Annotated in this window: 27 protein-coding genes; 14 read left to right on the plus strand and 13 right to left on the minus strand. The window is 62.1% G+C overall.

Annotated elements, in window-relative coordinates; all coding sequences use genetic code 11:
* The first annotated feature begins 132 nt into the window (after positions 1–132).
* A complete protein-coding gene (locus tag MVC20_RS04695; RefSeq protein WP_297538936.1) occupies positions 133–768 on the plus strand; it encodes a GNAT family protein in 636 nt (211 codons plus the stop codon).
* A 3-nt stretch (positions 769–771) separates the two neighbouring features.
* On the opposite strand, the gene MVC20_RS04700 is transcribed toward MVC20_RS04695, so the two are convergent.
* The gene (locus MVC20_RS04700) at positions 772–1,671 is read right to left on the minus strand and encodes a DMT family transporter (protein ID WP_297538937.1); all 900 of its coding nucleotides are present in this window, start codon (positions 1,669–1,671) and stop codon (positions 772–774) included.
* Positions 1,672–1,778: 107 nt separating this feature from the next.
* Between MVC20_RS04700 and MVC20_RS04705 the strand changes: the two genes are divergently transcribed.
* From MVC20_RS04705 to parE, 5 genes are all read left to right on the plus strand, one after another.
* Positions 1,779–2,549 carry an HpcH/HpaI aldolase/citrate lyase family protein gene (locus tag MVC20_RS04705; protein ID WP_297538939.1) on the plus strand — a complete coding sequence of 257 codons (771 nt, stop codon included), beginning with the start codon at positions 1,779–1,781 and terminating at the stop codon, positions 2,547–2,549.
* Positions 2,542–3,474, plus strand: coding sequence for a glucokinase (locus MVC20_RS04710; RefSeq protein ID WP_297538941.1), 933 nt, complete (start codon positions 2,542–2,544; stop codon positions 3,472–3,474). Before MVC20_RS04705 ends, MVC20_RS04710 begins: the two co-directional genes overlap by 8 nt.
* 46 nt (positions 3,475–3,520) lie before the next feature.
* The gene (locus tag MVC20_RS04715; RefSeq protein WP_297538943.1) at positions 3,521–3,769 is read left to right on the plus strand and encodes a hypothetical protein; all 249 of its coding nucleotides are present in this window, start codon (positions 3,521–3,523) and stop codon (positions 3,767–3,769) included.
* Positions 3,766–4,146 carry a type II toxin-antitoxin system death-on-curing family toxin gene (locus tag MVC20_RS04720; RefSeq protein WP_297538945.1) on the plus strand — a complete coding sequence of 127 codons (381 nt, stop codon included), beginning with the start codon at positions 3,766–3,768 and terminating at the stop codon, positions 4,144–4,146. Before MVC20_RS04715 ends, MVC20_RS04720 begins: the two co-directional genes overlap by 4 nt.
* Before the next feature lie 69 nt (positions 4,147–4,215).
* Positions 4,216–6,171: a DNA topoisomerase IV subunit B gene (gene parE / locus MVC20_RS04725; RefSeq protein ID WP_297538947.1), complete on the plus strand. Its 1,956-nt coding sequence runs from the start codon at positions 4,216–4,218 to the stop codon at positions 6,169–6,171.
* On the opposite strand, the gene MVC20_RS04730 is transcribed toward parE, so the two are convergent.
* From MVC20_RS04730 to MVC20_RS04750, 5 genes are all read right to left on the minus strand, one after another.
* Positions 6,172–6,807: a hypothetical protein gene (locus MVC20_RS04730; RefSeq protein ID WP_297538949.1), complete on the minus strand. Its 636-nt coding sequence runs from the start codon at positions 6,805–6,807 to the stop codon at positions 6,172–6,174.
* An 8-nt stretch (positions 6,808–6,815) separates the two neighbouring features.
* Positions 6,816–7,235 (minus strand): DUF2188 domain-containing protein, encoded by a 420-nt coding sequence (locus MVC20_RS18910; RefSeq protein ID WP_363320702.1) that lies wholly within the window; start codon positions 7,233–7,235, stop codon positions 6,816–6,818.
* Between the two features lie 309 nt (positions 7,236–7,544).
* Positions 7,545–8,072, minus strand: a complete 528-nt coding sequence (locus MVC20_RS04740) for a transposase (RefSeq protein WP_297538951.1) — start codon at positions 8,070–8,072, stop codon at positions 7,545–7,547.
* Positions 8,073–8,124: 52 nt separating this feature from the next.
* Positions 8,125–8,370 carry a type II toxin-antitoxin system Phd/YefM family antitoxin gene (locus MVC20_RS04745; protein ID WP_297538953.1) on the minus strand — a complete coding sequence of 82 codons (246 nt, stop codon included), beginning with the start codon at positions 8,368–8,370 and terminating at the stop codon, positions 8,125–8,127.
* 162 nt (positions 8,371–8,532) lie between these two features.
* Positions 8,533–9,018, minus strand: a complete 486-nt coding sequence (locus MVC20_RS04750; protein ID WP_297538955.1) for a lytic transglycosylase domain-containing protein — start codon at positions 9,016–9,018, stop codon at positions 8,533–8,535.
* 124 nt (positions 9,019–9,142) lie between these two features.
* Here MVC20_RS04750 and MVC20_RS04755 point away from each other — a divergent pair, with 124 nt between their 5' ends.
* Positions 9,143–9,997: an SDR family oxidoreductase gene (locus MVC20_RS04755; RefSeq protein ID WP_297538957.1), complete on the plus strand. Its 855-nt coding sequence runs from the start codon at positions 9,143–9,145 to the stop codon at positions 9,995–9,997.
* A gap of 73 nt (positions 9,998–10,070) precedes the next feature.
* Here MVC20_RS04755 and MVC20_RS04760 read toward each other — a convergent pair whose 3' ends face one another.
* The 3 genes from MVC20_RS04760 to MVC20_RS04770 are packed head-to-tail and all read right to left on the minus strand — an operon-like array spanning position 10,071 to position 11,896.
* Positions 10,071–11,144 carry a 5-(carboxyamino)imidazole ribonucleotide synthase gene (locus tag MVC20_RS04760; RefSeq protein ID WP_297538960.1) on the minus strand — a complete coding sequence of 358 codons (1,074 nt, stop codon included), beginning with the start codon at positions 11,142–11,144 and terminating at the stop codon, positions 10,071–10,073.
* Positions 11,137–11,625, minus strand: a complete 489-nt coding sequence (purE, locus tag MVC20_RS04765) for a 5-(carboxyamino)imidazole ribonucleotide mutase (RefSeq protein ID WP_297538962.1) — start codon at positions 11,623–11,625, stop codon at positions 11,137–11,139. The genes MVC20_RS04760 and purE overlap by 8 nt, the downstream gene beginning before the upstream one ends.
* A 46-nt stretch (positions 11,626–11,671) precedes the next feature.
* The gene (locus MVC20_RS04770; protein ID WP_008281433.1) at positions 11,672–11,896 is read right to left on the minus strand and encodes a DUF465 domain-containing protein; all 225 of its coding nucleotides are present in this window, start codon (positions 11,894–11,896) and stop codon (positions 11,672–11,674) included.
* Positions 11,897–12,054: 158 nt separating this feature from the next.
* Here MVC20_RS04770 and MVC20_RS04775 point away from each other — a divergent pair, with 158 nt between their 5' ends.
* Positions 12,055–12,468 (plus strand): Hsp20 family protein, encoded by a 414-nt coding sequence (locus MVC20_RS04775; protein WP_037276703.1) that lies wholly within the window; start codon positions 12,055–12,057, stop codon positions 12,466–12,468.
* Between the two features lie 6 nt (positions 12,469–12,474).
* The gene (locus MVC20_RS04780; RefSeq protein WP_297538964.1) at positions 12,475–12,702 is read left to right on the plus strand and encodes a DUF1150 family protein; all 228 of its coding nucleotides are present in this window, start codon (positions 12,475–12,477) and stop codon (positions 12,700–12,702) included.
* 80 nt (positions 12,703–12,782) lie between these two features.
* Here MVC20_RS04780 and MVC20_RS04785 read toward each other — a convergent pair whose 3' ends face one another.
* Positions 12,783–14,489 carry a bifunctional sulfate adenylyltransferase/adenylylsulfate kinase gene (locus MVC20_RS04785; RefSeq protein ID WP_297538966.1) on the minus strand — a complete coding sequence of 569 codons (1,707 nt, stop codon included), beginning with the start codon at positions 14,487–14,489 and terminating at the stop codon, positions 12,783–12,785.
* 225 nt (positions 14,490–14,714) lie between these two features.
* Complete coding sequence (gene dapA, locus MVC20_RS04790) at positions 14,715–15,590, minus strand: 4-hydroxy-tetrahydrodipicolinate synthase (protein ID WP_297538968.1); 876 nt, start codon at positions 15,588–15,590, stop codon at positions 14,715–14,717.
* Positions 15,591–15,738: 148 nt separating this feature from the next.
* Here dapA and MVC20_RS04795 point away from each other — a divergent pair, with 148 nt between their 5' ends.
* A complete protein-coding gene (locus MVC20_RS04795) occupies positions 15,739–17,691 on the plus strand; it encodes a lytic transglycosylase domain-containing protein (RefSeq protein WP_297538970.1) in 1,953 nt (650 codons plus the stop codon).
* Positions 17,692–17,726: 35 nt separating this feature from the next.
* Here the strand turns inward: MVC20_RS04795 and MVC20_RS04800 are convergent, their stop codons facing one another.
* Both MVC20_RS04800 and MVC20_RS04805 read right to left on the minus strand, forming a co-directional pair.
* On the minus strand, positions 17,727–19,931 hold the full coding sequence (locus MVC20_RS04800; RefSeq protein WP_297538972.1) for an NADP-dependent isocitrate dehydrogenase: 2,205 nt from the start codon (positions 19,929–19,931) through the stop codon (positions 17,727–17,729).
* Between the two features lie 136 nt (positions 19,932–20,067).
* A complete protein-coding gene (locus tag MVC20_RS04805; RefSeq protein ID WP_297538974.1) occupies positions 20,068–21,291 on the minus strand; it encodes an MFS transporter in 1,224 nt (407 codons plus the stop codon).
* A gap of 129 nt (positions 21,292–21,420) precedes the next feature.
* Here MVC20_RS04805 and MVC20_RS04810 point away from each other — a divergent pair, with 129 nt between their 5' ends.
* The 4 genes from MVC20_RS04810 to MVC20_RS04825 all read left to right on the plus strand — a co-directional run bounded on the left by MVC20_RS04810 (position 21,421) and on the right by MVC20_RS04825 (position 25,128).
* On the plus strand, positions 21,421–21,720 hold the full coding sequence (locus tag MVC20_RS04810; RefSeq protein ID WP_297538976.1) for a hypothetical protein: 300 nt from the start codon (positions 21,421–21,423) through the stop codon (positions 21,718–21,720).
* Positions 21,721–21,988: 268 nt separating this feature from the next.
* Positions 21,989–23,008, plus strand: coding sequence for a C4-dicarboxylate TRAP transporter substrate-binding protein (locus MVC20_RS04815; protein ID WP_297538978.1), 1,020 nt, complete (start codon positions 21,989–21,991; stop codon positions 23,006–23,008).
* Positions 23,009–23,082: 74 nt separating this feature from the next.
* The gene (locus MVC20_RS04820; protein WP_297538980.1) at positions 23,083–23,715 is read left to right on the plus strand and encodes a TRAP transporter small permease; all 633 of its coding nucleotides are present in this window, start codon (positions 23,083–23,085) and stop codon (positions 23,713–23,715) included.
* 12 nt (positions 23,716–23,727) lie between these two features.
* A complete protein-coding gene (locus MVC20_RS04825) occupies positions 23,728–25,128 on the plus strand; it encodes a TRAP transporter large permease (RefSeq protein WP_297538982.1) in 1,401 nt (466 codons plus the stop codon).
* The last annotated feature ends 75 nt before the right edge of the window (positions 25,129–25,203 follow it).

Below are 25,203 nucleotides of genomic sequence, written 5' to 3' on the forward strand. Positions count from 1 at the left end.
TGCGGTCCCATATCGTCCGAAACGACCATTTCCCGCCGCAGACTTGGGGGCCGCGACGTGACGGATCGGACCAGAAAATCAGACCCGACCGGATCAGGGCCCGCATTCTCCGCATCGAACCGTTGGGACGGTGTGCTCACACCAGAACAAAAGACATGGTGCGAGGCGCGGGGCATCACGCTCGCCTATGATCCCCTGCAGATCGGCTGGGTCATCGCCGAAGAAAACGCCCCCTGCCCACGCTCCACCCCCGTCGCCCCCCTCTCGTGGAAGGTCAAGACACCGGGCAACTTGGGCTTTCGCCGCTGGCAACCCCAAGACGTACCGGCCTACAAGCGGCTCCTGTCAGACCCCGAGGTCTGGCAGCACATGCACGAGGATTGGCCCGGCCCGCTGACCGACGCGCTCGCTCGCGACCTGATCGACATCTCCGGGCTCAGCGATCACCACGACGTTCTGGCCGCAACCCTCGATGGCCAACCCATCGGGCAGATGCGCCTGGCCTTCGGCACCGATGCCAGCAGCCGTGACACCGCCGAACTCAGCTACTGGTTGGGGCGCGATCATTGGGGCAGGGGCCATGGGCGCCGCCTCGTCCACCGCGCCACAAGGCGCGCCTTCGCGGATCATCCGTGGCTTTATCGTCTGGTGGCCTTCGTCCATCCGGGCAATGTCGCCTCGGCCCGCTGTCTGCGCGCGGCGGGCTATCACGACCGTGGCCACCGCGACGACGGCTGGTCCTCATTCGTGATCTACCGCGACGGCTGAGACCTAGACAGGCGGTCCGGTGCGCGGCTGCGGCCGGTTGCGCAAGCGCCGGTTATGCCGCAGTGCCCAGAGGTTCGACGCAAACAGCGCGCCGATCACCACCACACCCCCGACAATGGCCCAGCGGCCGGGGTCCTCGCCCACCACGGCCCAGACCAGCAGGGGGGCCAGAACCGATTCCAGCAGGATCAACAGCGCCACCTCCGCCGAGGCGAGATAACGCGGCCCAAGCGTGAGCAGGCAGGTTGAAACGCTGATAAAGGCCCCGTGCGCCAGAATGAGCGGCCAGTTCGCATGCCAGACCGCCAGCGGTTGCGCCACGGGCCAGATTGCCAGCGAGGCCCCCAAAAAGGCCAGCGGAATGGCAGGGATCATCGAAACGGCGCGCAACTGCCGCGCCGTGGTCATTGCGCCTGCAAAGCTGGCCGAAACCCCAAGCGCGATCAGGTCGCCATGCCAATGCGCGCCATGCGTCTCGCCCGACCCCCAGGCGATCACCCCGAGCCCCGCAAAAACCCCCGCCATGGTCAGGACCATGCGTTTGCTGATCGCCTCGCCCAGAAAAATCCGGCTGAAAATCGCGGCAAAGACCGGCATCGAGGCCAGGATAAAGACCACATTGGCCACGCTGGTCAGGCTGACCGCAAAGACGAAACCGGGGGCGGTGATGGCAATCAGAAAGGCATAGAGCAGACCATGCTTGCCGGTTTTCACCACCTCCCGGATGCCGCGCCGGCCCTGAAACACCAGCACTCCTGTCAGGATGACAGACCCCGCCGTGATCCCGCGCCAAAAGGCGATGCTGGCCGCGTCCCCGTCGATCAACCGCACGAAAAGCGAATCCGGCACGACGAACAGAACGCCGAGCGCGGTGATGATCAGACCTTTGAGATGCGTATTCATTGGGCAATCTCTGGGGGCAATACCGGGCAAAGTAAACCCCGTCTTGCCTCTCGCCAAAGCGCCCGGGCGCGGTCTATCCTGCGCCGGACAATCACAGGAGAGCCGCCATGCCCGCCCCCGAAAACCGTTTCAAATCCGCCCTGATGCGGGGCGAGCGCCTGATTGGGTGCTGGGCCGGGTTCGCCGATCCTTATGCGACCGAGGTTCTGGCCAGCGCGGGTTTCGACTGGCTCGTGATCGACGGCGAACACGCGCCCAACGATCTGCGCTCGATTTCGGCGCAATTGGCCATGCTGGCGGGGCGGCACAGCCTGCCGGTGGTGCGCCTGCCCATGGGCGAGGCCTGGGCGATCAAGCAGGTGCTCGACGCAGGGGCCCAGAGCCTGATCATCCCCATGGTCGAGAGCGCGGATCAGGCCCGCGCCCTCGTGCGCGCCACCCGCTATCCGCCCGACGGCATCCGCGGTTCCGGGGCCGCCCTTGCACGCGCCTCCGACTTCTCGCGCATCCGCGATTACATCCCCACCGCCAATGCGCAAATCTGCCTGATCGTTCAGGTCGAGAGCATGGCCGGAATCGACGCGCTGGATGATATTCTCGCGGTCGAGGGCGTGGACGGTGTCTTTATCGGCCCCTCCGATCTGGCGGTCGATATGGGATATGTCGGCGACAGCCATGCGCCAGAGGTGCAAGAGGTCATACGCTCGGCGCTCAGCCGGATTGCCGCCTCGCCCAAGGCGGCGGGCATCCTTGCGCTCGATCACGACACGGCACAGCACTATGCCGATTGGGGCGCACAGTTTCTGGCGGTGGGCATTGACGTGGTGATGCTGGCACAGGCGGCGCGCGCAACCGTGGCCCGTTGGCAGGATGGCTGAGGGGCTCGTCGCCGATGTCGGTGCCAGCCACACGCGGCTGGCGCAGATTTTGGACGGGGCGTTGAAGCCGGGCAGCGCGCGGCGCTTTCTCAACGCCGATTTTCCCGGTGTCCTCCCGATGATCGCGTCCTATCTCGATGAACAGGGCGCACGGCCACAGGCAATCTGCGCCGGGGTGGCGGGGCCGGTGCGGGCGGGCACGGCACAGCTGACCAATCTCGACTGGTTCATGGATGGGGCCGAAATCGCCCGCACCACGGGCGCCACCGAGGTGCATCTGATCAATGACCTTCAGGCGCAGGGCTATGCGCTGGATGATCTCGACCCACAGAGCATCATACCGATCTTTGCAGGGCAACCCGATCCCGACGGCCCACGCATGGTGCTGGGGCTGGGGACGGGCAGCAATATCGCGGTGGTGCATCGGGTTGGCGCTGATCTCTTGGTGCCGCCTGCCGAGGCTGGCCATTCCGGCCTGCCGCATCTGGGCGGTGCGGCCAATGCGGTGATTGCGGCCTTGGGCGCAGAGGTGCCGCACAAACCCTACGAGGCGCTCTTGTCCGGCTCGGGGCTCATGCGCCTGCACCGTCTGCGCTGCGGTGCGAGCCTCACCGCGCCGGAAATCCTCGGGCAGGCAGAGCAAGCGGGGGGCGACTGCGCCGAAACCCTCACCCTCTTTTTGGAAATTCTGGGCGCCGTCATGGGCAATCTTGCCCTGACCCATATGGCAACAGGGGGCGTGTTCCTGATCGGTGGGCTGGCTCGCGCCATGGCGCCGATGCTCAACGCGCCAGAGTTTCGCGGGACCCTTACCGCCAAAGGCCCCTACCGCCCCATCATGGAGGCCATGCCGCTCCATCTCATAACCGACGATACCGCCGCCCTCATCGGCTGCGCGCGCTACCTGCGGCAGCGGTTGAAATAATATGCATTACAGTGTATATTTCACTGCACACTCCAGGGAGAGCTCCATGAAACGCCTCTTGACCAACCAGATCTGCACCATGACCGAACTGCGCGAACCGCAAAAGGTGCTCGACGCGGCCGGTGGCAAGCCGGTGGCGATCATGAAGAACTCCAAATGTATCGGCTATCTCGTGCCCGAAGAAGCCACCCTGCAACACGAGCCGCGTTATGCGACGATGGACGAGGTGATGGCCGCATTCGAGGCAACCCACGCGCAATCTCAGCCTGTGCTCGACTACCTCAAAGACAAATGAGCTTCTTGCTTTTGAGTGCCGAGCAGATCGAGACACTCCATGATCTCGTCCTGAACCCCGGAGAGTTGCCGGGCAGGGCATTGGACAAATCGCTGGAAGGGGCCTTGGCGCGGGTCGATAACCGATTGGCTTACGGCATGATCGAGGATGTGTTCGCCCTCGCTGCCGCCTATGCCGAGGCCATTGCACAGGGACATTGCTTCAATGATGCCAACAAGCGCACGGCTTACCGGGCGATGATCGTGTGTTTGCGCCTGAACGGCGTGACACTGACGCATGACACCCAAGACGTCGGCCATCGGATCATCCGCCTTGCGCAACGCCTCGATTATGCGGGCGACATGGCCGAATGGCTGCGGACACAGGCTGGCACCTAGGCCGCACCCACTTTCCCCTCCGCCTCCGCTCTGCCATAATGCCCCCCAACCAACAAAAAGAGCAGCGGCATGAACGATCTTCTCTCGCCCACCCCGAAATCCGATTACGATGCCTCCTCCATTCAGGTGCTCGAGGATATGGAGCATGTCCGCCTGCGCCCCGGCATGTATATCGGCGGCAAGGACGATCGCGCCCTGCATCACATGGTGGCCGAGATCATCGACAACTCGATGGACGAGGCGGTCGCCGGCCATGCCACCTGGATCGAGGTGGAATTGCACGCCAACGGCCATGTCAGCGTGCGCGACAACGGGCGCGGCATTCCGGTCGATCCCCACCCCAAGGACCCCCGGAAATCCGCGCTCGAAATCATCTTCTGCACGCTCAATGCGGGGGGCAAATTCTCGGGCGACAGCTATCAGACCTCGGGCGGCCTGCACGGCGTCGGCTCCTCGGTGGTCAACGCGCTCTCGGATCATCTCCGGGTCGAGGTGGCGCGCAACCGCGAACTTTACATGATGGAATTTTCGCGCGGCATCCCGCAGGCCCCCTTGGCCAAGATCGGCGCCGCCCCCAACCGGCGCGGCACCTCCGTCACCTTTCATCCCGACCCCGAGATCTTTGGCTCTCTCACGCTCAAACCGGCCCGGCTCTTCAAGATGGCCCGCTCCAAGGCCTATCTCTTCTCCGGCGTCGAAATCCGCTGGAAGACCGAGATCAGCGATGGCGACACCCCCGCCGAGGCCACGTTCAAATTTCCCGGCGGGCTTGCCGATTACCTGGGCGAGGCGCTGGGCGGGGCGACCACCTACGCCGAGCGTCCCTTTGCCGGCAGCGTCGATTTCCGCGACAAGTACAACGTGCCGGGCAAGGTGGAATGGGCGATCAACTGGACACCCGCCCGTGACGGCTTCATCCAGTCCTATTGCAACACCGTGCCCACGCCCGAGGGTGGCACCCACGAAGCCGGGTTCTGGGCCGCGATCCTCAAGGGGATCAAGGCCTACGGCGATCTCGCCAATAACCGCAAGGCCACGCAGATCACCCGCGAAGACCTGCTCGCGGGCGGCTGCGCCCTCGTGTCCTGCTTCATCCGAGAGCCGGAATTCGTGGGCCAGACCAAGGACCGGCTGGCCACCACCGATGCCGCCCGCATGGTCGAGGGCGCGGTGCGCGACCATTTCGACAACTGGCTGGCGGCCGATACCAAATCCGCCGGCGCCATCCTCGATTTCCTCGTCCTGCGCGCCGAGGAACGCCTGCGCCGCCGTCAGGAAAAGGAAACCCAACGCAAGACCGCGACCAAGAAACTGCGCCTGCCCGGCAAGCTGGTGGATTGCGCGTCAAACACCCGCGACGGCACAGAGCTGTTCATCGTCGAGGGCGACTCCGCGGGCGGCTCTGCCAAGATGGCGCGCGACCGCAAGACCCAGGCGCTCTTGCCGCTCAGAGGCAAGATTCTCAACGTGCTGGGCGCGGCCTCGTCCAAGCTGGGCAGCAACCAGGAGATCAACGATCTGACTCAGGCCTTGGGCGTGAGCCTTGGCAGCAAGTTCAACCTCGACGATCTGCGCTATGACAAGATCATCATCATGACCGACGCCGATGTCGACGGCGCGCATATCGCGGCGCTGCTGATGACCTTCTTCTTCACCCAGATGCGGCCGATGATCGACGCGGGCCATCTCTATCTGGCCTGCCCGCCGCTCTACCGCCTGACCCAGGGGTCAAAACGCGTCTATTGCCTCGATGAGGCCGAGCGCGACCAGTGGCTGGAAAAGGGGCTGGGCGGCAAGGGCAAGATCGACGTCAGCCGCTTCAAGGGTCTGGGCGAGATGGACGCCAAGGATCTGAAGGAAACCACCATGGACCCCACCTCGCGCAAACTCATCCGCGTGACCATCGACGAGGACGAGCCGGGCGAAACCGGCGACCTCGTGGAACGCCTGATGGGCAAAAAGCCGGAACTGCGGTTCCAGTATATTTCCGAGAACGCGCGGTTCGTGGAGGAGTTGGATGTTTGATTACGGCTGAAACTCTGTTGGCCGTCCCTGAGCCATCCATGAGTGCATTTCGTCTAATCTTTCCTGAGTTGGAAGATCAAGCGCTTCCTTCTCTGTGTGACCCTCATGGATTTTCTTCTCTGTCATCCAACCTTGAAATATCGCGTATTCATCTTCCAAAGCCGTTGCCCCTGGTAGGTTGCAGTTGGCTTCTACTCTGAGAAAATCTCGAAGCTTTTTGATGATTAGCTGATAGTCTTCACGGTGAAACGCGACATCAACGCCGTTAAGGTCTGAGAGGCAACGCTTCAGTTCGTACGGTTCCTTTTCAAATATCAGGAACTTCTTGTCTCTCGTTTCCGGATCAGGAGCCCGCCTTCTCCCCATGTCGAGACCCAGTTCAAATGGCATATTCATACGGAAGTTTTCGTTCGCTGACTTGGACACAGCACGGCTCAAATCGTGGATCGAAAAGCGACATAGTCCAATTAGCTCAAGTATTTTCTCTAATCTGCTTTGCCCGGCTTCGAGACTCTCCGATGCAAGTCTAGGTATTAGACCTGAACGCACGATGCAAAAGAGCATCGCCTCAAGAAGTGGCCCGAACTCTTCATCGAAGGGGCAGTTAATAAAAACTGACTTTTGATAGTCACTCAAAGTAGCAATCAGCCCTTAGGCGGATACGGATCTTTTCCGTAAGAATTGCGTTCGCGTATGCGCCCATTACGACCGTGAACGTAAAGCTCAACCCCAGATCGCTTTGCCTGCTCGCGCGCTATCTCTCTCGCTTCGTCCTGCGTGTTTACGATTTTAGATGCCTTTGCCGCACCTGAGGATCTTACAGCCCACTTACCACCACGCGGGACGACGTGTACACTTTTCTGGGACATCTTTTGCTCCGCTGCCTTTGCACTAATCATACGTGTCCAACGCAAGCTTTTCAATTGACAACCGCTGGGTGTTTTTACAAATCCAGTTGAATGTTTCCTCGCGGAACGAACGCGCAGCGTGCTGCGCCGCCGCGCGATCGCCGGGCCGCCCGTCGCACCGGAGGTGCGCCGATTTAAGCGGCACGCCTTTGGCATGACGGCCTGGCGATTTTGAAGGCGTCGCACTCCGTCTCAGGGTCACACGGATTTTGCAGGGATAAAGTGGCATCCACCTCCGTTGCCTCGCCAGACCGCGGCCCGTCGACCGCGCGGCCGCTCTCCCGAGGGCGCATTGCCCCGCCCCGTAGGGTGGGTGCCAACCCACCACACCCGCACCCACCATTCCTGCCCCGCGTCGGTGGGTTCGCACCCACCCTACCAACCGCCCGTAGGGTGGGTGCCAACCCACCATTTCCATACCCCACCATTTCCATACCCCACCACCCGCACATCCCCCGACGAGCCTCACACCTCTTCCCCGAATTGGCCGTCGACCGGCGCCCCCAATTCCGTGGGTACGCGGCCCAACCGAATGTCGCGGTGAATCGACGACCAAGGCCAATCCACCGCGCGCGCGACATGGCCGTGACGCACGGGATTACCCCAACAATACAGGATATGGGCGCGATAATCCTCCTCGTCGCGGATCAGATGCTCCCAGAACCGCCGCTGCCATAGCCCGCGCTCGCCCTTGCGCTCCTTGCTCGGGCTGCGGGCGGGGTGCAATGCGCAGCGCTTGGTGAAAATGGTCTTGATCTCCCTCCACCGGGTCGAGAAATCGCAATCCCCCTCCGGCAAGGTCCAGACCGTGTGCAGATGCTCGGGCAGCACCACCACGGCGTCGATCAAAAAGGGCCGCCTCTGGCCTACGATGGCAAAGGCCGCCCGGAGATCATCGACATGCGTGACAAGCGCCCTCGATGATCGGTCCGCCAGATTGACCGTAAAGAAATAGGTGCCGCCCTTGGCGCGCAGTCGTCGATAGTTTGCCATGTGCGGATGATAGCTGCGGGACGGTAAAAACGGGGTTAACCCGGCCCGCCCCTCATCCCGGCCGCATCCGCGCCTTCATCACCCTGAGCCGTTCCATCGCCTCTTGGTGGCGATGTTCCATCAGCCGCTCATTGCGCCCCGCGGCCGCCTCCAGCGCGTTGAAATCCTCGCAACAGACCAGCGCCGCCACTTCCTTGCCATGGCGATAGATCAGCACCCGGTCGCCGCTGGCCAGCACATGATCGAGGTAACTGCGGAAATTCTCGCGCAATCTGCGGCTGCTGACGGTGACGAACATGGGCAGGCTCCGGGGGGCATGGACGGGATGCGATCACCCTGCCACGCCCCCGGTTAACACGCCCTTGCGGCCCCGTTCGATGCAAGGCGCGCAGGGCCCATGGCCTGCGTCCCGAAATCGCGGACAACAGGGACGTTTTGTAAACATCCCGCCGCGCGCGGTTCAGGCCGCGCGCAGGCCGGTTTCGACCAGCAGCCCCTTGCGCTTGGCCTCGTAGTAATACCCCCGCGCATACCACATGATCGCGGCATCCGGATCACCATCCGCCACGATATAGGCCCCGCGCAGGTACTTGACCCCGTATTTCAGGTTGGTCTCGGCATCGAGCAGATCCGACGCGGGCCCCCGGTGCCCCATCCCGCGTGCGGTCTGGGGCAGGATTTGCAGCAACCCGTAATAGGGCCCGTTGCGTGCGCCGGGGCGATGCGAGCTCTCGCGGATGGCCAGACGATGCACCAGACTGCGCGGCACCTCGTAGTGATCGGCGTAGGTATTGATAAGACGACGTAATTCCGGCGTTTCATTGGGATAGAGCGGCGGATCGAAGGGGGCGTTTCGGCTGGATACTTCGGGTTCAGGACGCGCACAGGCGGCCAGCGGGGCACCCGCGATGAGACCCAGAACAAGACGACGACTGATCAAAGACATGGCGGCTCCTGACAAGACCTGCGCGCAAGATGCCCGGATCGGGCCATCCGCGCCAGAGGTCTTGTATGGGCAGGCGGAACCTCGCCACCTTGCCAAACCCCGCCAGCCGCGCCATGTAAAGGCCATGACCCAGACGCTTCTTTCCTTTGGCCACGGCTTTTCCGCCCGCGCCCTCGCCGCCCGCCTCTTGCCGCAGGGATGGCAGATCATCGGCACCACCCGAAGCCTTGAAAAGGCTGAGGTTTTTCGGAGCGAAGGTGTCACGCCCGCGCTCTGGCCCGACACGGATCTGCGGCCCGCTCTGGCCTCTGCCACGCATCTGTTGATCTCCGCGGGCCCCGACGCGGCGGGCGATCCGGTGCTGGCGCGGTATCGCGATGCGATCGCCGAGGCGGCCGAGCGGCTGGAATGGGTGGGCTATCTCTCGACCACGGGCGTTTACGGCGATCATGCGGGTGGTTGGGTGGATGAGGCGACGCCGCTTACCCCCTCGACCAGGCGCGGCCAGATGCGGGTCGAGGCCGAGGCCGCGTGGCAGGCGATCCCCGGTCTGCCGCTGCACATCTTTCGCCTTGCGGGCATCTATGGCCCCGGCCGCGGCCCTTTCGAAAAGGTGCGCCAAGGCACGGCGCGGCGGATTGTCAAGCCGGATCAAGTGTTTAGTCGTATCCATGTCGAGGATATCGCACAGGTTCTGGAGGCTTCGATCGCCCGACCCAACCCGGGCGCGATCTATAACCTCTGCGACGATGATCCCGCCCCGCCGCAGGATGTGATCGGCCATGCCGCTGAATTGCTGGGCCTGCCGCTGCCCGAAGAGGTGGCCTTCGACGACGCCGAGATGACGCCTATGGCGCGGTCGTTCTATGCGGAATCAAAACGCGTCTCGAACCGCCGGATCAAGGAGGAACTGGGTATAAAACTCCTCTATCCCGATTATCGATCAGGCTTGCGGGCGCTTTTGGCAGCCGGGGATTAAGAGGGGGCGCGGCCCCCGTCCCGGACCTTGTCCGGGACTCCCCCGAGGTATTTTCGGCCAGATGAAGACGGGATCAGGCTTTCGTCACGATCCGGTTGACATGGCCCATCTTGCGGCCCGGCTTGACCTCTGCCTTGCCATACAGATGCAGCGATACACCGGGCGCGCGGGACAAGTCTGGCACGCGGTCCATATCCGCGCCGATCAGGTTTTCCATCACGATATCGGCGTAGCGCGTGCCATCGCCCAAGGGCCAGCCCGCCACCGCGCGAATATGCTGCTCGAACTGGTCGATGGCGCAGCCTGCCTGCGTCCAGTGGCCCGAATTATGGACACGCGGCGCGATTTCGTTGACGATGAGCCCCTTGGGCGTCACGAAGAGCTCGACCCCCATGACCCCGATATATTTCAGACTATTCAATATCTTGGCCGCCAAGAGTACGGCATCGGTGCGCTGCGCTGATGTCAGGCGCGCCGGCACGGTGGTGGTACGCAGTATCCCGCCCTCATGCACATTCTCTCCGGGGTCATAGCAGGCCACATCCCCAGTCTGATTACGTGCGGCGATGACCGAGACTTCGTGGGAGAACTCGACAAAGCCTTCGTAGATTGCGGGTTGCCCGGCCATGTCGGCGAGCGCCTGTTCGGCATCGGCAGGGGACATGATCCGCGCCTGCCCCTTGCCATCATAGCCAAAGCGCCGGGTCTTGAGGATGGCGGGCGTCCCGATTTCGTCCATCGCCTCGGCCAGATCCACGGCGTCGTCTACAGCCGCAAACGGCGCGGTCATCAGCCCCAGATCACTGAGAAAGGCCTTTTCAAGCAGGCGGTCCTGACTGACCTTGAGGGCGCGGCGGTCCGGACGCACGGGGCGCACCTTCTCCAGCACATCGAGCGCTGCGGTGGGGATATTCTCGAACTCATAGGTGATGACATCGACGCATTCTGCAAAGCGGCGCAGCGCGTTCTCATCCGTATACTCGGCCTGAATATGGCGCTGTGCCACATGGCTCGCGGGGCAATCGCTTGCGGGCTCGAAGATCACGGTCTTGAACCCCAACCGCGCGGCGGCAACAGAGAGCATGCGGCCCAATTGCCCGCCACCGAGGATTCCGATGGTCGCACCTGTGGCAAGCCTATCAGTCATCGGCAGGCTCGTCCGGGATAGAGGCCGAAAGGGCCGCGCGCCAATCATCAAGGCGTTGCGCCAGATCGGCATCGGAATTGGCAAGAATCGCGGCTGCCATCAGCCCGGCGTTGGCCGCCCCGGCCGCGCCGATCGCCATGGTGGCCACCGGAAAGCCCTTGGGCATTTGCACGATGGAATAGAGGCTGTCGACACCCGAGAGCGCGCGCGTCTGGACCGGCACGCCGATCACCGGCACGCGTGTCTTGGAGGCCATCATCCCCGGCAGATGTGCCGCCCCACCGGCCCCGGCGATGATCACCTGCAAGCCGCGCTCTACCGCCGATTTACCATAGTCCCAGAGCCGGTCAGGCGTGCGATGCGCCGAGACGATCCGGGTCTCATAGGCCACGCCCAATTCATCCAGAATTTGCGCGGCCTCGCGCATGGTGGGCCAGTCCGATTGACTGCCCATGATGATGCCGATTTTCACGCCTGCCATATAACGCCCCTCGTGTCGAAGCGCGCACTATACTGATCATCAGCGGCTACGCAATGATGTCCGGATAGAGCCGGTCCTCGATCCGGGCGATCATGTCACGCAACCAGAGCTTTTTCTTCTTGAGCCGCTGGATCATCAACTGATCCGCAGTGCCCTTGTCCTGCAACGCGCGAATGGCCTCGTCGAGATCACGATGTTCACGGCGGAATTCCTCCAATTCGACGCGCAACACATCTTCGGATTTCATCGACAGGTCGCTAAAGGCATTCATGGTACACGATTCCTCTTGGGTCGTAGGCACATAAGATACCGAAACGCGGCGCGTTCGCAAAGCCCTTGCACGCATGCAGACCAAACCCCATATTCCATCGGAGGCCGCCGAAACGGGGCCTTCGAAATGGACGGTCGCTTACGCTCAAGGACGTGTCGATGACAAAGCTTACTCTGGGGTCACACCCCTATATGCTGGGGTTCGAACAACTGGAACGCATGCTGGAACGCAGCGCGAAATCCGGGAATGAGGGCTATCCGCCCTTCAACATCGAGCAAACCTCGCAGAACTCTTATCGTATCACGCTGGCTGTGGCCGGGTTCTCGGAAGAGAATCTGGCGATCACGGTCGAGGATCGCCAATTGGTGATCCGGGGTCGTCAGAGCGACGATGCCGAAGATCGGCTCTACTTGCATCGCGGAATCGCCGCGCGGCAGTTCCAGCGCTCTTTCGTTCTCGCCGACGGTGTCGAAGTGGGCGAGGCGATCATGGAAAACGGTCTCTTGCATGTCGATCTGACACGGGCGCAGCCCGAGCCGGTCGTGCAGAGGATCAAGATCAACAAGGGGTAAGCGATCATGGATACGCGATATGATTTTGGACAGGACACGGACCGCCCCATCGTCTATGTGCGCGCGGTCAAGGTGGGCGATCTGCCCGCCGACATGCGCGACCAGGTGGGCGATCTGACGACGCTCTATGCCGTGCATACCGCCGAGGGCGAGCGTCTGGCGCTGGTGCGTGACCGCAAGCTGGCCTTTCTTCTGGCGCGTCAAAACAACATGGAGCCGGTAACGGTTCACTGAAGAGCGACAGTTCCGGTGTTGGAATGGCAAAGGGCCGCCCCACTCGGGACGGCCCTTTTTGGTCAATGGCGAAAGGTCGATCAGCCCGCGATCAAGCCGAGGCTTTCAAGCTTGAGAATGACCTGATGGGCGCAGTTGTCGACATCGACATTCTCGGTCTCGACGCGCAGTTCGGGATTCTCGGGCACGTCATAGGGATCGGAAATGCCGGTGAATTCCTTGATCTTGCCCTCGCGCGCCAGCTTGTAGAGCCCCTTGCGGTCCCGGCGTTCGCATTCCTCGAGCGAGGTAGAGACATGGACCTCGACGAAGGCGCCGAATTGTTCGACATCCTCGCGCACCGCGCGGCGGGTGGTGGCATAGGGCGCGATGGGCGCGCAGATGGCAATACCGCCGTTCTTGGTGATCTCTGAGGCGACATAGCCGATACGGCGAATGTTGAGGTCGCGGTGTTCCTTTGAAAACCCAAGCTCGGAGCTGAGATTCTTGCGCACGAGATCGCCGTCAAGCAGGGTCACAGGGCGCCCGCCCATCTCCATCAATTTGACCATGAGGGCGTTGGCAATGGTGGATTTGCCCGATCCCGAAAAGCCGGTGAAGAACACGGTAAAGCCCTGCTTGGACCGGGGCGGCCGGGTGCGGCGCAATTCTGCCACCACCTCGGGGAACGAAAACCACTCGGGGATTTCAAGACCTTCGGCCAGACGGCGACGCAGTTCGGTGCCGGAAATATCAAGCACGGTCGACCCCTCCGGCACTTCGGAAATCGGGTAATACTGCGCTTTCTCCTGCACATAGACCATGTGTTTGAAATCGACCATCTCGATGCCAATTTCATCCTGGTGCTGCTTGAACAATTCTTGCGCATCATAGGGGCCGTAGAAATCCTGCCCGGCAGAGTTCTTGCCCGGACCGGCATGATCGCGACCAACGATGAAATGCGTGCAGCCGTGGTTCTTGCGGATCAGGCCGTGCCAGACGGCTTCGCGCGGGCCCGCCATTCGCATGGCGAGGTTGAGCAGGCTCATCGTGGTGGTTGCACTGGGATATTTGTCGAGCACCGCCTCATAGCAGCGCACGCGGGTAAAGTGATCCACATCGCCCGGCTTGGTCATGCCGACAACGGGGTGAATCAGCAGGTTCGCCTGCGCCTCTTTGGCGGCGCGGAAGGTCAGTTCCTGGTGTGCCCGGTGTAGCGGGTTGCGGGTCTGGAACGCCACGACCCGGCGCCAACCCAGTTTGCGAAAAAGGGCGCGCAATTCGTTGGGCGTATCGCGGCGACCACGGAAATCGTAATGCACCGGCTGTTGAATGCCTGTGACCGGACCGCCCAGATAGACCTTGCCAGCCGTATGATGCAGGTAGTTCACCGCAGGGTGTGCCAGATCATCGGCACCAAAAACTTTCTCGGCTTCGCGGGCCTTGTTGGGCACCCAGCGATCGGTGACGGTCATGGTGGCGAGGATCACGCCCTCTTGGTCGCGCAGAGCGATGTCCTGACCGATTTCCAGCGCTTCGGCGAACTTTTCGTTCACGTCAAGTGTGATCGGCATCGGCCAGAGCGTTCCATCGGCCAGCCGCATGGTCTCGACCACGCTGTCATAATCGGCCTCATTGAGAAACCCCTTGAGCGGGTTGAAGCCGCCGTTCATCAGCAGCTCAAGATCGCAGATCTGGCGCGGGCTGAGATCCCAGCTGGTGAGGTTGGCAGCCTCGACCTTGAGCTTTTGCGCACTCTCGTAAGAGACGTAGAGTTCGGGCACGGGGGCGAGATTGGGCAATTGCATCGGAGTCCTCGGATAATGACGTTTTAAGAGTAGTTGCAGCGGCAACATGCTGCGGCGCGGCTTAGACCCGGACAGGGCCTGAAATCAAGGCATAGCGGTATTGCGCGTGCATTTGAGGCAAAAATGACGCGAAAAGACGCCGATGACGAACATCGGCAGTTCTATCGCCTCATTGGGCGAACGTCACGCCCAAATGGGGCGTGCCATGCGGTAGATCAATCCGGCTCAGTTGATCAGGCCAGCGTGGCGCATGCCATCCTCGACCAATGCCTTGGTCGGATCACTGAGGCCAACGAGAGGCGAGCGCACTTCTTCGCTGCACAGGCCAAGCCGCGACATCGCGTATTTCACGCCTACGAGCCCGGGCTCGACAAAGATCGCGCGATGCAGCGGCATCAGACGATCCTGTAACTCGAGCGCCTTGGCGTAGTCGCCTGCAAGCGTTGCCTCTTGCACCTGCGCCACCAGCTTGGGTGCGACATTGGCGGTGACGGAAATCACGCCAACACCGCCTTGGGCGTTGAACCCATGCGCCGTGGCATCTTCCCCGGAAATCTGGAGAAAATCCTTGCCGCAGGTGATACGCTGCGCACAGACCCGTGCCAGATCGCCCGTCGCATCCTTGACCCCGATGATGCGCGGCAATTGCGCGAGCTTGCCCATCGTTTCGGGTGTCATGTCCACGACGGAACGGCCGGGAATGTTGTAGATGATGATCGGCAGGTCGCAACAATCATGTAATGCGGTAAAATGCGCGATCAGTCCGGCCTGCGTCGGCTTGTTGTAATAGGGGGTCACGACGAGGGCCGCATCTGCCCCGACCTTGTGGGCGTGCTGCATCAATCGGATGCCTTCGAGCGTGTTGTTGGAGCCTGCACCGGCAATCACCGGAATCCGGCCTGCGGCGGCGCGTACCACCTCTTCGACCACCATCTCATGTTCGTGATGGGTCAGTGTCGGGCTCTCGCCCGTGGTGCCCACGGGGACAAGGCCATGGCTGCCTTCGCCGATATGCCATTCCACCAGTTTCTTGAGCGTTTCCACATCCACTGCGCCGTTCTTGAACGGCGTGACCAGGGCAGGAAAAGATCCTCTGAACATGACACGCTCCTCTTGCTGACGTTTGGGCGGGACCCGCTGAAATCTCGGGCCATCGGCGGTAGTCCGCACATCGCTACCGGCATCGTGCATGGACGCGGGCGTGCGGGCCGCTTAGGCTGGCGTTGTCTATCCTTCGCAATAGCGGAAAATGCAAGAGATGTTGCGCGCGCTGACCATGGTTTTGGGGCTGAGTCTGTCGGTTTCGGCGGGGTATGCGTCCGAATTGCCGCGCAAGGCGCCACGTCCTCTGGCAAGTGCGCTCGATGCCATGCAGGGCGGACGTTGGGAGGTGGCAGCGAGTCTGGCGCGGCGCGATGGCATTGCCGCGGCCGAACTGATCGAATGGCACCGCCTGCGCGCGGGCTTGGGCGAACCGCGCGCGATTCTCGATTTTCTGGGCCGCAACGCCCATTGGCCCGGTCTCGATCATCTGCGTCAGCAGAGCGAAGAGCCGATGACGCACGCCGATTTCGACGATGTGCTGGCGTTTTATGAGGGTTACACGCCGCAGACCGGCACAGGTGCCCTCAACCTGGCGCATGCGCTTCAGGCGCGCGGACGACAGGGCGAGGCCGAGATCGGCCTTGTGTTGGCCTGGCGCACGCTGGACCTGACCCGCGCCGAGCATGAAGATTTCCTGCGCGAGTTCGGGGCGCTCTTGGCACCGCATCACGAGGCACGGTTGGAAATGGCGCTCTGGCGCGGCCTGGACGATGTGACGGATATGCTGCCTTTGGTCCCAGAGGAAGCGCGCCGTTTGGCAAAGTTGCGCGAGACTGTGAAGCGCGACGGCGGCAAGGGGCTGACCGAGGCCGAGGCGCGCAATCCCGGTATCGCCTTTGAGCTGTTCACCCGGCACCTGAGCAACGCGCCCGAGGACGCCATTGCCGTCCTCTTGCGCCAGAGCCGCATCAAGGCGGGGCTGGGAGAGCCGGAGCGTTGGGCCAGTTGGCGGCGCGCCCTGGCGCGCCAGAGCATGCGTGCGGGCGAGGCGCAATTGGCCTATGACATCGCGTCCGTGCATCAACTGGTCGAGGGGTCGAATTACGCAGATCTCGAATGGCTCTCGGGCTATCTGGCGTTGACCTATCTCAAGGCGCCTGACCTTGCGCTGGACCATTTCCAGCGCTTTCGCGCCGCGGTCGCCACGCCGATTTCGCTGGGGCGTGCGGGTTATTGGATTGGTCGCACCCAAGAAGCACTGGGCGATCCAGAGGCGGCGCAACTGGCCTACGCCGAAGGGGCCGCCTATCAGACCAGTTTTTACGGGCTGTTGGCCGCCGAGGCGGGCGGGCTGCCGTTTGATCTGCGCCTTGCGGGGAATGAGGCAACGCCAGACTGGCGCAGCGCCGCGTTTGCCAAAACCGACCTGCATGAGATCGGAACGCTGGCCCTGCGCATGAATGATCTTAGCCTTGCGCGGCGGTTCTTCCTGCACCTGGCCGACTCTCAGGATCGCACGGGCCTGATGCAGATGGGTCACATGCTCGAAGACCTCGAGCAGCCTCATCTTCAGGTGATGCTGGGCAAGACGGCGGCAGAACGCGGGGTGATCGTGGAGCGCCCCTACTACGCCCTTCATCCGATGGCGGAGATGGATATACCCATTCCGATGGAATTGGCGTTGGCCATTGCCCGCCGCGAAAGCGAATTCAATCATGCGGTTGTCAGCGGCGCGGGCGCACAGGGGCTGATGCAGCTCATGCCCGGGACGGCGCGGGACATGGCGCGCGAACTGGGGCTGCTCTATGTGCCGTCGGATGTGCTGAATGACTGGGTCTACAACGCGCGGCTCGGGTCGGCCTACCTGGCGGGGCTTGGGGCGCGTTTTGGCGGCAATATCGTGCTTGTGTCGGTGGGCTATAACGCGGGGCCCGGCCGGGCAGCGCAATGGATCGACGAATATGGCGATCCGCGCGGGCGTGATGCCCATGCCATCATTGATTGGATCGAGCACATCCCGTTCCGCGAGACGCAGAATTACGTGATGCGCGTGGCCGAGAGCCTGCCCGCCTATCGCGCCCGTCTGGGCAAGGAGCCGCTGCCGCGCCCCTTTTCCGAGGAACTGGCGGGTAACAGCGTGGCCCCGGTCGGAGAATAGACCGCGCGACCAGAGGGCCGCGCGGTCCAGGTCTATCAGCCGATGATTGCGTTCAGCGTCGCGCTTGGGCGCATCACGGCCGCCAGCTTGGCCGGATCGGCGTGGTAATAGCCGCCGATATCAGCGGGCTTGCCTTGGGCCGCCGCCAATTCCCCGACGATCTTGGCCTCGTTTTCGGCCAGTGCCTGTGCAACGGGGGCGAACTCGGCGGCCAAGGCTGCATCCTCGGTCTGTGCGGCCAAGGCTTCGGCCCAGTAGCGGGCAAACCAGTAGTGGCTGTCGCGGTTGTCCGACTCTCCGACCTTGCGGCTGGGCGAGCGGTCGTGGTCCAGAATGCCCTGGGTCGCGACCTCGGCCGCCTCACCCAGAATGCGAGCGCGCTCATTGCCATTGGTGTCGGCCAGAAACTTGAGGCTCTCGCCAAGTGCGCAGAATTCACCCAAGGAATCCCACCGCAGATGGTTCTCAGACTGCAACTGCTGCACATGCTTGGGCGCAGAGCCACCGGCCCCGGTCTCGAACATGCCGCCGCCCTGCATCAGCTTGACGATGGACAGCATCTTGGCACTGGTCGCCAGTTCGAGGATCGGGAAGAGGTCCGTGAGATAATCGCGCAGCACGTTGCCGGTGATGGCAATGCTGTTCTCGCCCTTGGTGATGGTCTCGAGGCTGGCGCGGGTTGCTTCGCGCGGTGCCATGATCTCGAACTTGTCGGACACACCCCGCGCCTCAAGGATCGGCTTGACCATTGCGATCAGTTCCGCATCGTGGGCGCGCGCCGCATCCAGCCAGAAGATCGACCGATAGCCTGTCGCCTTCTGACGCTCGATGGCCAGATTGACCCAATCCTCGATCGGCGCCTTGCGGGCCGAGGCCGAGCGCCAGATGTCGCCGGCTTCGACATTATGCTGATGCAGGACGGTCCCATCTTCGAGCACCATCTTGACGGTGCCCGGCTGGGGCATTTCGAACGTGGTCGGGTGGCTGCCGTATTCTTCGGCCTTTTGCGCCATGAGGCCGATGTTCTGCACGGTGCCTGCGGTGGCTGGGTTCAGCTTCCCATGCTCTTTGAAAAACTTGATCGTCTCGTCATAAACCGGCGCATAGGTATTGTCGGGGATGACGCACACAGCGTCATGCTCCTTGTTGTCCGGTCCCCAGCCCTTGCCGCCTGCGCGGATGAGCGCGGGCATCGAGGCGTCGATGATGACGTCGGACGGCACATGCAGGTTGGTGATCCCCTTGTCGGAATCGACCATGTAGAGCGGCGGGCGCGCGGCCATGCAGGCCTCGATCGCGGCCATGATTGCGGCGTTGTCCTTGACGCGGGCCAAGAGGTCGCCAAGACCGGAATTCGGGTTCACGCCCAATGCGGTCATCTCGTCGCCAAATTCTTCGAACACGGGCGCGAGAAAGGCTTTGACCGCGTGACCAAAGATGATCGGGTCGGAAACCTTCATCATCGTGGCCTTGAGGTGGATGGAAAATAGCACGTCCTCGGCCTTGGTCCGCGTGATTTCTTCGGCAAGGAAGGCGTCCAGAGCGGCGGCGCTCATATAGGTGGCGTCTACCACCGTGCCCGCCGGATAGCTCAGCCCGTCCTTGAGCACGGTCTCGCCATTGGCGGTTTCCAGAACGATCTTGGCCTTGGTCGCGTGAGGCAGGGTTGCGGATTTCTCGTTCGAAAAGAAATCCCCGCCTGACATGGCCGCCACGCGCGTCTTGCTGTCGGCGGTCCAATCCCCCATGCGGTGCGGATTGGCTTGTGCGTATTTCTTGACGGCGCTCGCTGCGCGGCGATCAGAATTGCCCTCGCGCAGCACCGGGTTCACGGCAGAGCCCTTGAGCGCGTCATACTTGGCGCGCGCGGATTTTTCAGCTTCGGTCGCGGGTTCTTCGGGATAGTCGGGGACGGCATAGCCCTGGGCCTGCAATTCGCGAATTGCGGCCAGGAGTTGCGGCACAGAGGCCGAAATATTGGGCAGTTTGATCACATTCGCTGTCGGTGTTTTTACAAGTTCGCCCAACTCTGCCAGATCGTCGGCGATCCGCTGATCATCGGTCAGCGACTCCGGGAAGGCGGCGAGGATACGGCCCGCGAGCGAAATGTCCTTGGTGCCCACGCTCACGCCAGCAGCCGCTGCAAAGCGCTGGATGATCGGCAAGAGCGAGGCGCTTGCCAGTTCGGGGGCCTCATCGACCTTGGTATAGATGATGTCGGGGGTATTGGACGTGGCCATCGGGGATCCTTTCCGATCAGGGGATGCGCGCGGCGGCCCTGCGGCGCAGGCGCGCGACTCGTTGGATTGGGCTTGTCTTAGCGGATAATTTGCGTCCGATAAAGATAGTATGCGACGGTATACAAAATAAAATGACTCAGACCATCTCCGCAGTGCGCGCCCGCAAGCGTTGCATCAGGACAAAGCCTGTCAGCACCGCGCCAAGCACGCCAAGATGCGCAGGCATCGGGGTGCCCGCGAAGTGCTGCCCGATGGGCACGGCAATCGCGACGCTGCCCACGGTGGCCACAGCGCCGGTCACGCTTGCGGCCATGCCCGCGATCGCACCCATGGGGGCCATCGCCAGCGCGTTGAGATTGCCAAGTGTCAGCCCGGCCTGAAAGAAAACGCTGGTCTGCCAGATCAGGAAGGTGGCGAATTGCGCGCCGGGCGGCAGGCCGATCTGCCAGACTGCAATCGCGATGCTGGAAAGCACGATTTGTGCCGCCAGTGCTCCGCTCACCATCCGCTCTACCCCGAGGCGCATGACAAGACGGGAGTTGAGGAAGCTGCCGCAACCTGCAATCAGAGCCATCAGGAAGAACCAATAAGGAAAGCTTGCGGCGCGGCCGAAGGTTTCATCGAATATCGGCTGCACCATGCTGAGCGAGGTGAAAAGCGTGGTCATGCACAGCATTTGCACCACAATGGCCACGCGTGTCACCGGATGGGCCAGAACCTCTCGCAGCGCGGCCCAGAGGGGCGCGGCCCGAAACGCGCGGCGCGCTTGTGGTGGCAGGGGTTCAGGCAGGCGCAGCGCCATCCAGAGCGACAGGGTCAGCGCAAAGACCACGAAGGCCGCAAAAACCCCGCGCCAACCCGCCAGCACGATAACGCCCGCGCCCAGAAGGGGGGCCATGGCAGGTGTCAGCGCAAAGACCATCATCACGAAGGACATGAGACGTGCCATTTCGCGCCCGGCGTAGAGATCGCGAATGATCGCGATCGACACGATGCGAAAGGCCGCAGCCCCAACACCCTGCACCGCGCGCGCGGCAAGCAATGTCTCAAGGCTTGGGGCCGCCATCGCCAGAGCGGCCCCCGCCGCATAGATCGCCGCACCGATCAGGATCACTCGCTTGCGACCAAAGGAATCCGAAAGTGGGCCGGAAACAAAAGTGCCCACCCCAAGCCCTAGCAGAAAAGCGGTGATGATCAGCTGCGCACGGTTCGGAGCGTCCGGTGTGAGCGCCTCGGCGATATGGGGCAGGCCGGGCAGCATAGCGTCGATGGAGAACGCGACCGTCGCGGCCATCATCGCCATCATGGCGATGAATTCAGGCCGCGAGAGGGCAGGTCTGGCGGGTGCACTGTCTGGCATGCGGAACCTTTCGTCACGCGAGTGGGCCGCGTTTAGCATGGCGTAGGGGGACTGACCAGACGAGGCTTTCAATTAGTTGACTAAAATAGTATGCGAAAATTCTAAATACCTGATAAAAGGAATCAGATAATGAATCTCCCCCTCTTTCACAGCCTTGGTCTTGCCGCGCTTTGCGGCGTTGCGGCGGTCGCATCCCATGCCGAAATCGCCACGCTAACCGAGGGGCGCATGACCTATGAGGTGTTTGAGCACGCCATTGAGCATGTCGATCTTGCGATTTGTCCGTCAGAGTTCGACATGGACAAGATGTTCTGCCGCATGACACTGGCGGATAACCGGGCGCATGTGTTCGTGTTCGCACATGACGCGGACCAGCCGCTGATGACGGTCAAATCCTATGACCTCGACAACGGTCTGCCGCAGTTCTGAGGCGCGAGGGGACCGGGGCGACTGACCTGCGCGGCCCGTGCAAAGTCAGTCGCCGGACCTGCTCGCTCTCGGTCCTCACACAGTCCCCGACCCGACCAAGCGGTTGATCAAGGCCTCTGTCTCCTAAGGACTGGACAAAGTGGCGCTGCTGGTGTGTTGTACGGGCAATCCTCTGGGTTGCTGGCGGTTTTCTTTGTTTCAAAAGAACAAAGTTGACCTATTTCCGCGTGGCGACCCCAATCAAACATCTAAAACAGGGAGAAGAAGCATGAAAAAATATCTGACCTACACCGCTGTGGCGGCCATCAGCCTTGCCTTCGCGGGCGAGGCGATGGCGACGGAGTGGAACGTGTCCGTCTGGGGCAAGCGCCGCGCCTTTACCGAGCATGTGGAAAAGATCGCGGAATTGGTGAGCGCCAAGACCAATGGCGAATTCACCCTGAACATCAGCTATGGCGGCCTCTCGAACGAGAAAGAGAACCTCGATGGGATCTCTATCGGGGCGTTTGAAATGGCGCAGTTCTGTGCTGGGTATCACGCCGACAAGAACCCGTCGCTGACGGTGATGGAATTGCCCTTCCTTGGTGTGGAAACGCTGGAGCAGGAAACGGCGCTGGCGCAGGCGCTCTATGCGCATCCGGCAGTTCAGGCCGATCTGGCACGTTGGAATGCCACGCTTTTGATGCCCACACCGATGCCGCAATACAATTTTGTCGGTGCCGGTGACGTGCCGGACAGCCCCGAGGACTTCAAAGGCATGAGTGTGCGCGCCTTGGGCGGCATCGGCGCGGCCATGGAGGCCATCGGCGCTGTGCCTACCTCGATGTCGGCGACCGAAGTGCGGCAGTCGATGGACAGCGGCGTCGTCAAGGCCGTCAGCTTTGCGCCGCATGCACATATGTCCTTTGGCACTATCGAGAGCGCGACTTGGTGGACCGCCAACCTCAACCCCGGCACGGTGAATTGCCCGGTTGTCGTCAATAACGATGCTCTCAATGCGCTGAGCGATGCCGAGCGCGAGGCGCTGCTCGGATCGGTCGACGAAGCGTTGACGCATTACATCGACTATTACGAGAACGAGACCATGAAGGCTTGGGGCCCTGCCCTTGAAGAGCGCGGGATCACCTCGGTCAACTTTGATCAGGCGTCGCTCGATGCGTTCAAGGAAGTGGCCGCCGGACCGGCCGCGCAGAGCTGGATCGAAGAGAATACCGCACGCGGCCTGCCGGCGCAGGAACTCTATGATTTCGTGACGACCAAACTGACTGAAATCAAGGGCGGCTCCTGAGTCGATGACGTCGACCCACTGCGCAATCCGCGCGGTGGGTCGCTTCTCTTCCCACAAAGACAGGGGGAAAACCGATGGCGGGTTCTGCATCCGTGCTGTCCGATAACAGCCTTCTGAGCCATCTCGACCGGCACCTCTATCGCCTTGAGCGGCTGCTCGCGCTGCTGAGCGGCCTTGCGGTGTTCAGCATCATGATCCTTGCGGTGATCTCTGTCAGTGGGCGGAATTTCTTTAATCAACCTGTGCCCGGCTATGTCGACTGGATCGAACAGATCATGCCGCTTATCGCGTTCATGGGCGTGGCCTATACGCAGAGGGACGGGGGACATATTCGCATGGATGTGGTGGTCGGGATGCTGCGCGGCCGGTCGCTCTGGTTGGTCGAGCTCATCACGACGCTGGCCGTGCTGATCCTGATGCTATTGCTGGTTTGGGGCAGTTGGGCGCATTTCCAGCGCAGTTTCGATTGGGCCGCGCCGATGTGGAGCCGGGACAGCACCATCGACATTGGCCTGCCGATCTGGCCCGCCAAGATACTGGCTCCCATCGCCTTTGCCGTGCTTTCCCTACGGCTGGCGCTGCAAGTCTGGGCTTATGGGCGGGCGTTCATCTCTGGGTCCGAACAACCAGTTGCGGTGCCCCTGATCGAGGATGTGGCCACGCAGGCCGCGCGAGAAGCCGCGCAATTGACCGGCCATGACACGTAAGGAAAGCGCCTGATGGAACCCATCGAGATCGGAATCGTCGTCACCGGTATCATGCTGGTCGTCGTGATTTTGGGCATGCGGGTGGCTTTTGCAGCGGCCCTTGCCGGTGTCATTGGCCTGATCTGGATTTTCTGGTCCAAAAAGGGCTATGCGGGTGACGAATTCTTCTGGGCCCTGACCGTTGCGGTCAAGACCGCGGGGCAGGTGCCCCATTCCAAGGTGAGTTCGCAGGCGCTGAGCCTCATTCCCACATTCATTCTGATTGGATATCTCGCGTATTACGCAGGCCTCACGCAGGCACTGTTCGAGGCGGCAAAGCGCTGGATTGCATGGGTTCCGGGGGGGCTTGCGGTCTCGACGGTGTTCGCCACCGCGGGCTTTGCCGCCGTGTCGGGGGCGAGCGTGGCGACGGCGGCGGTCTTTGCCCGCATCGCCATCCCCGAGATGCTCAAGATCGGATATGACAAGCGTTTTGCCGCAGGCGTCGTGGCCGCCAGCGGCACCTTGGCCAGCCTGATCCCGCCCTCGGCGCTCCTTGTTATCTACGCGATCATCGTCGAGCAGGACGTGGGCAAGCTCTTGTTGGCGGGCTTTGTGCCGGGGGTGTTCTCGGCGGTTGTCTATGTGACCTTGATCATCGGTTTGGCCCTGACCATCAAGGGGTTCGGCCCGCCGGTCACGGGCTTTACATGGCGCGAGCGGTTCGTTTCATTGCCTCCTGCGCTGCCCATCGTCTTTGTGGTCGTGACCATCGTGTTCTTTGTCTACAACCCGTTTGGCGGCGATGCCTGGGGCACCCCGACCGAAGGCGGGGCTATCGGCGCGTTTCTCGTGTTTCTGGTCGCGCTTTATCGCGGGATGCGGTGGCCCGAGTTGAAGGATGCTCTGCTGGAAACCGCCAAGCTGAGCGTGATGATCTTCACGATCATCTGGGGCGTGCTGATCTATGTGCGCTTTCTCGGCTTTGCGGATCTGCCGCATGCCTTTGCCAATTGGATCACCTCTCTGACCATGTCGCCGATGCTTATCCTGATCTGCATCCTGTTGGCCTATGCCGTCTTGGGCATGTTCATGGATGCGATCGGAATGCTGCTGTTGACGCTGCCGGTGGTCTATCCGGCGGTCATGGCGCTGAATGGCGGCGTTGCGGTCAGCGCGGCCGAGAGCACCTTTGGCATGTCGGGGCCCATGTGCGCGATCTGGTTCGGCATCCTCGTGGTCAAGATGGCAGAATTCTGTTTGATCACCCCACCCATCGGGCTCAATTGCTTTGTCGTGGCGGGGGTGCGGGACGATATCAGCGTGCAGGATGTGTTCAAGGGCGTGGCCCCGTTCTTTGTCGCGGATGCCGTCACTATTGCGCTGCTGGTGGCCTTTCCGGCGATTGTCCTGTGGTTGCCGGGGCAGGCTTAGGACCGGTAAGTTGTTAAAACTTGAGGTGTTAACAGCCCGGTAAGCTCTGTTGTGCTAACCCTTGACGCGGGTGAG

It is taken from the genome of Roseovarius sp., from assembly GCF_027019125.1.
Lineage (GTDB): Bacteria > Pseudomonadota > Alphaproteobacteria > Rhodobacterales > Rhodobacteraceae > Roseovarius.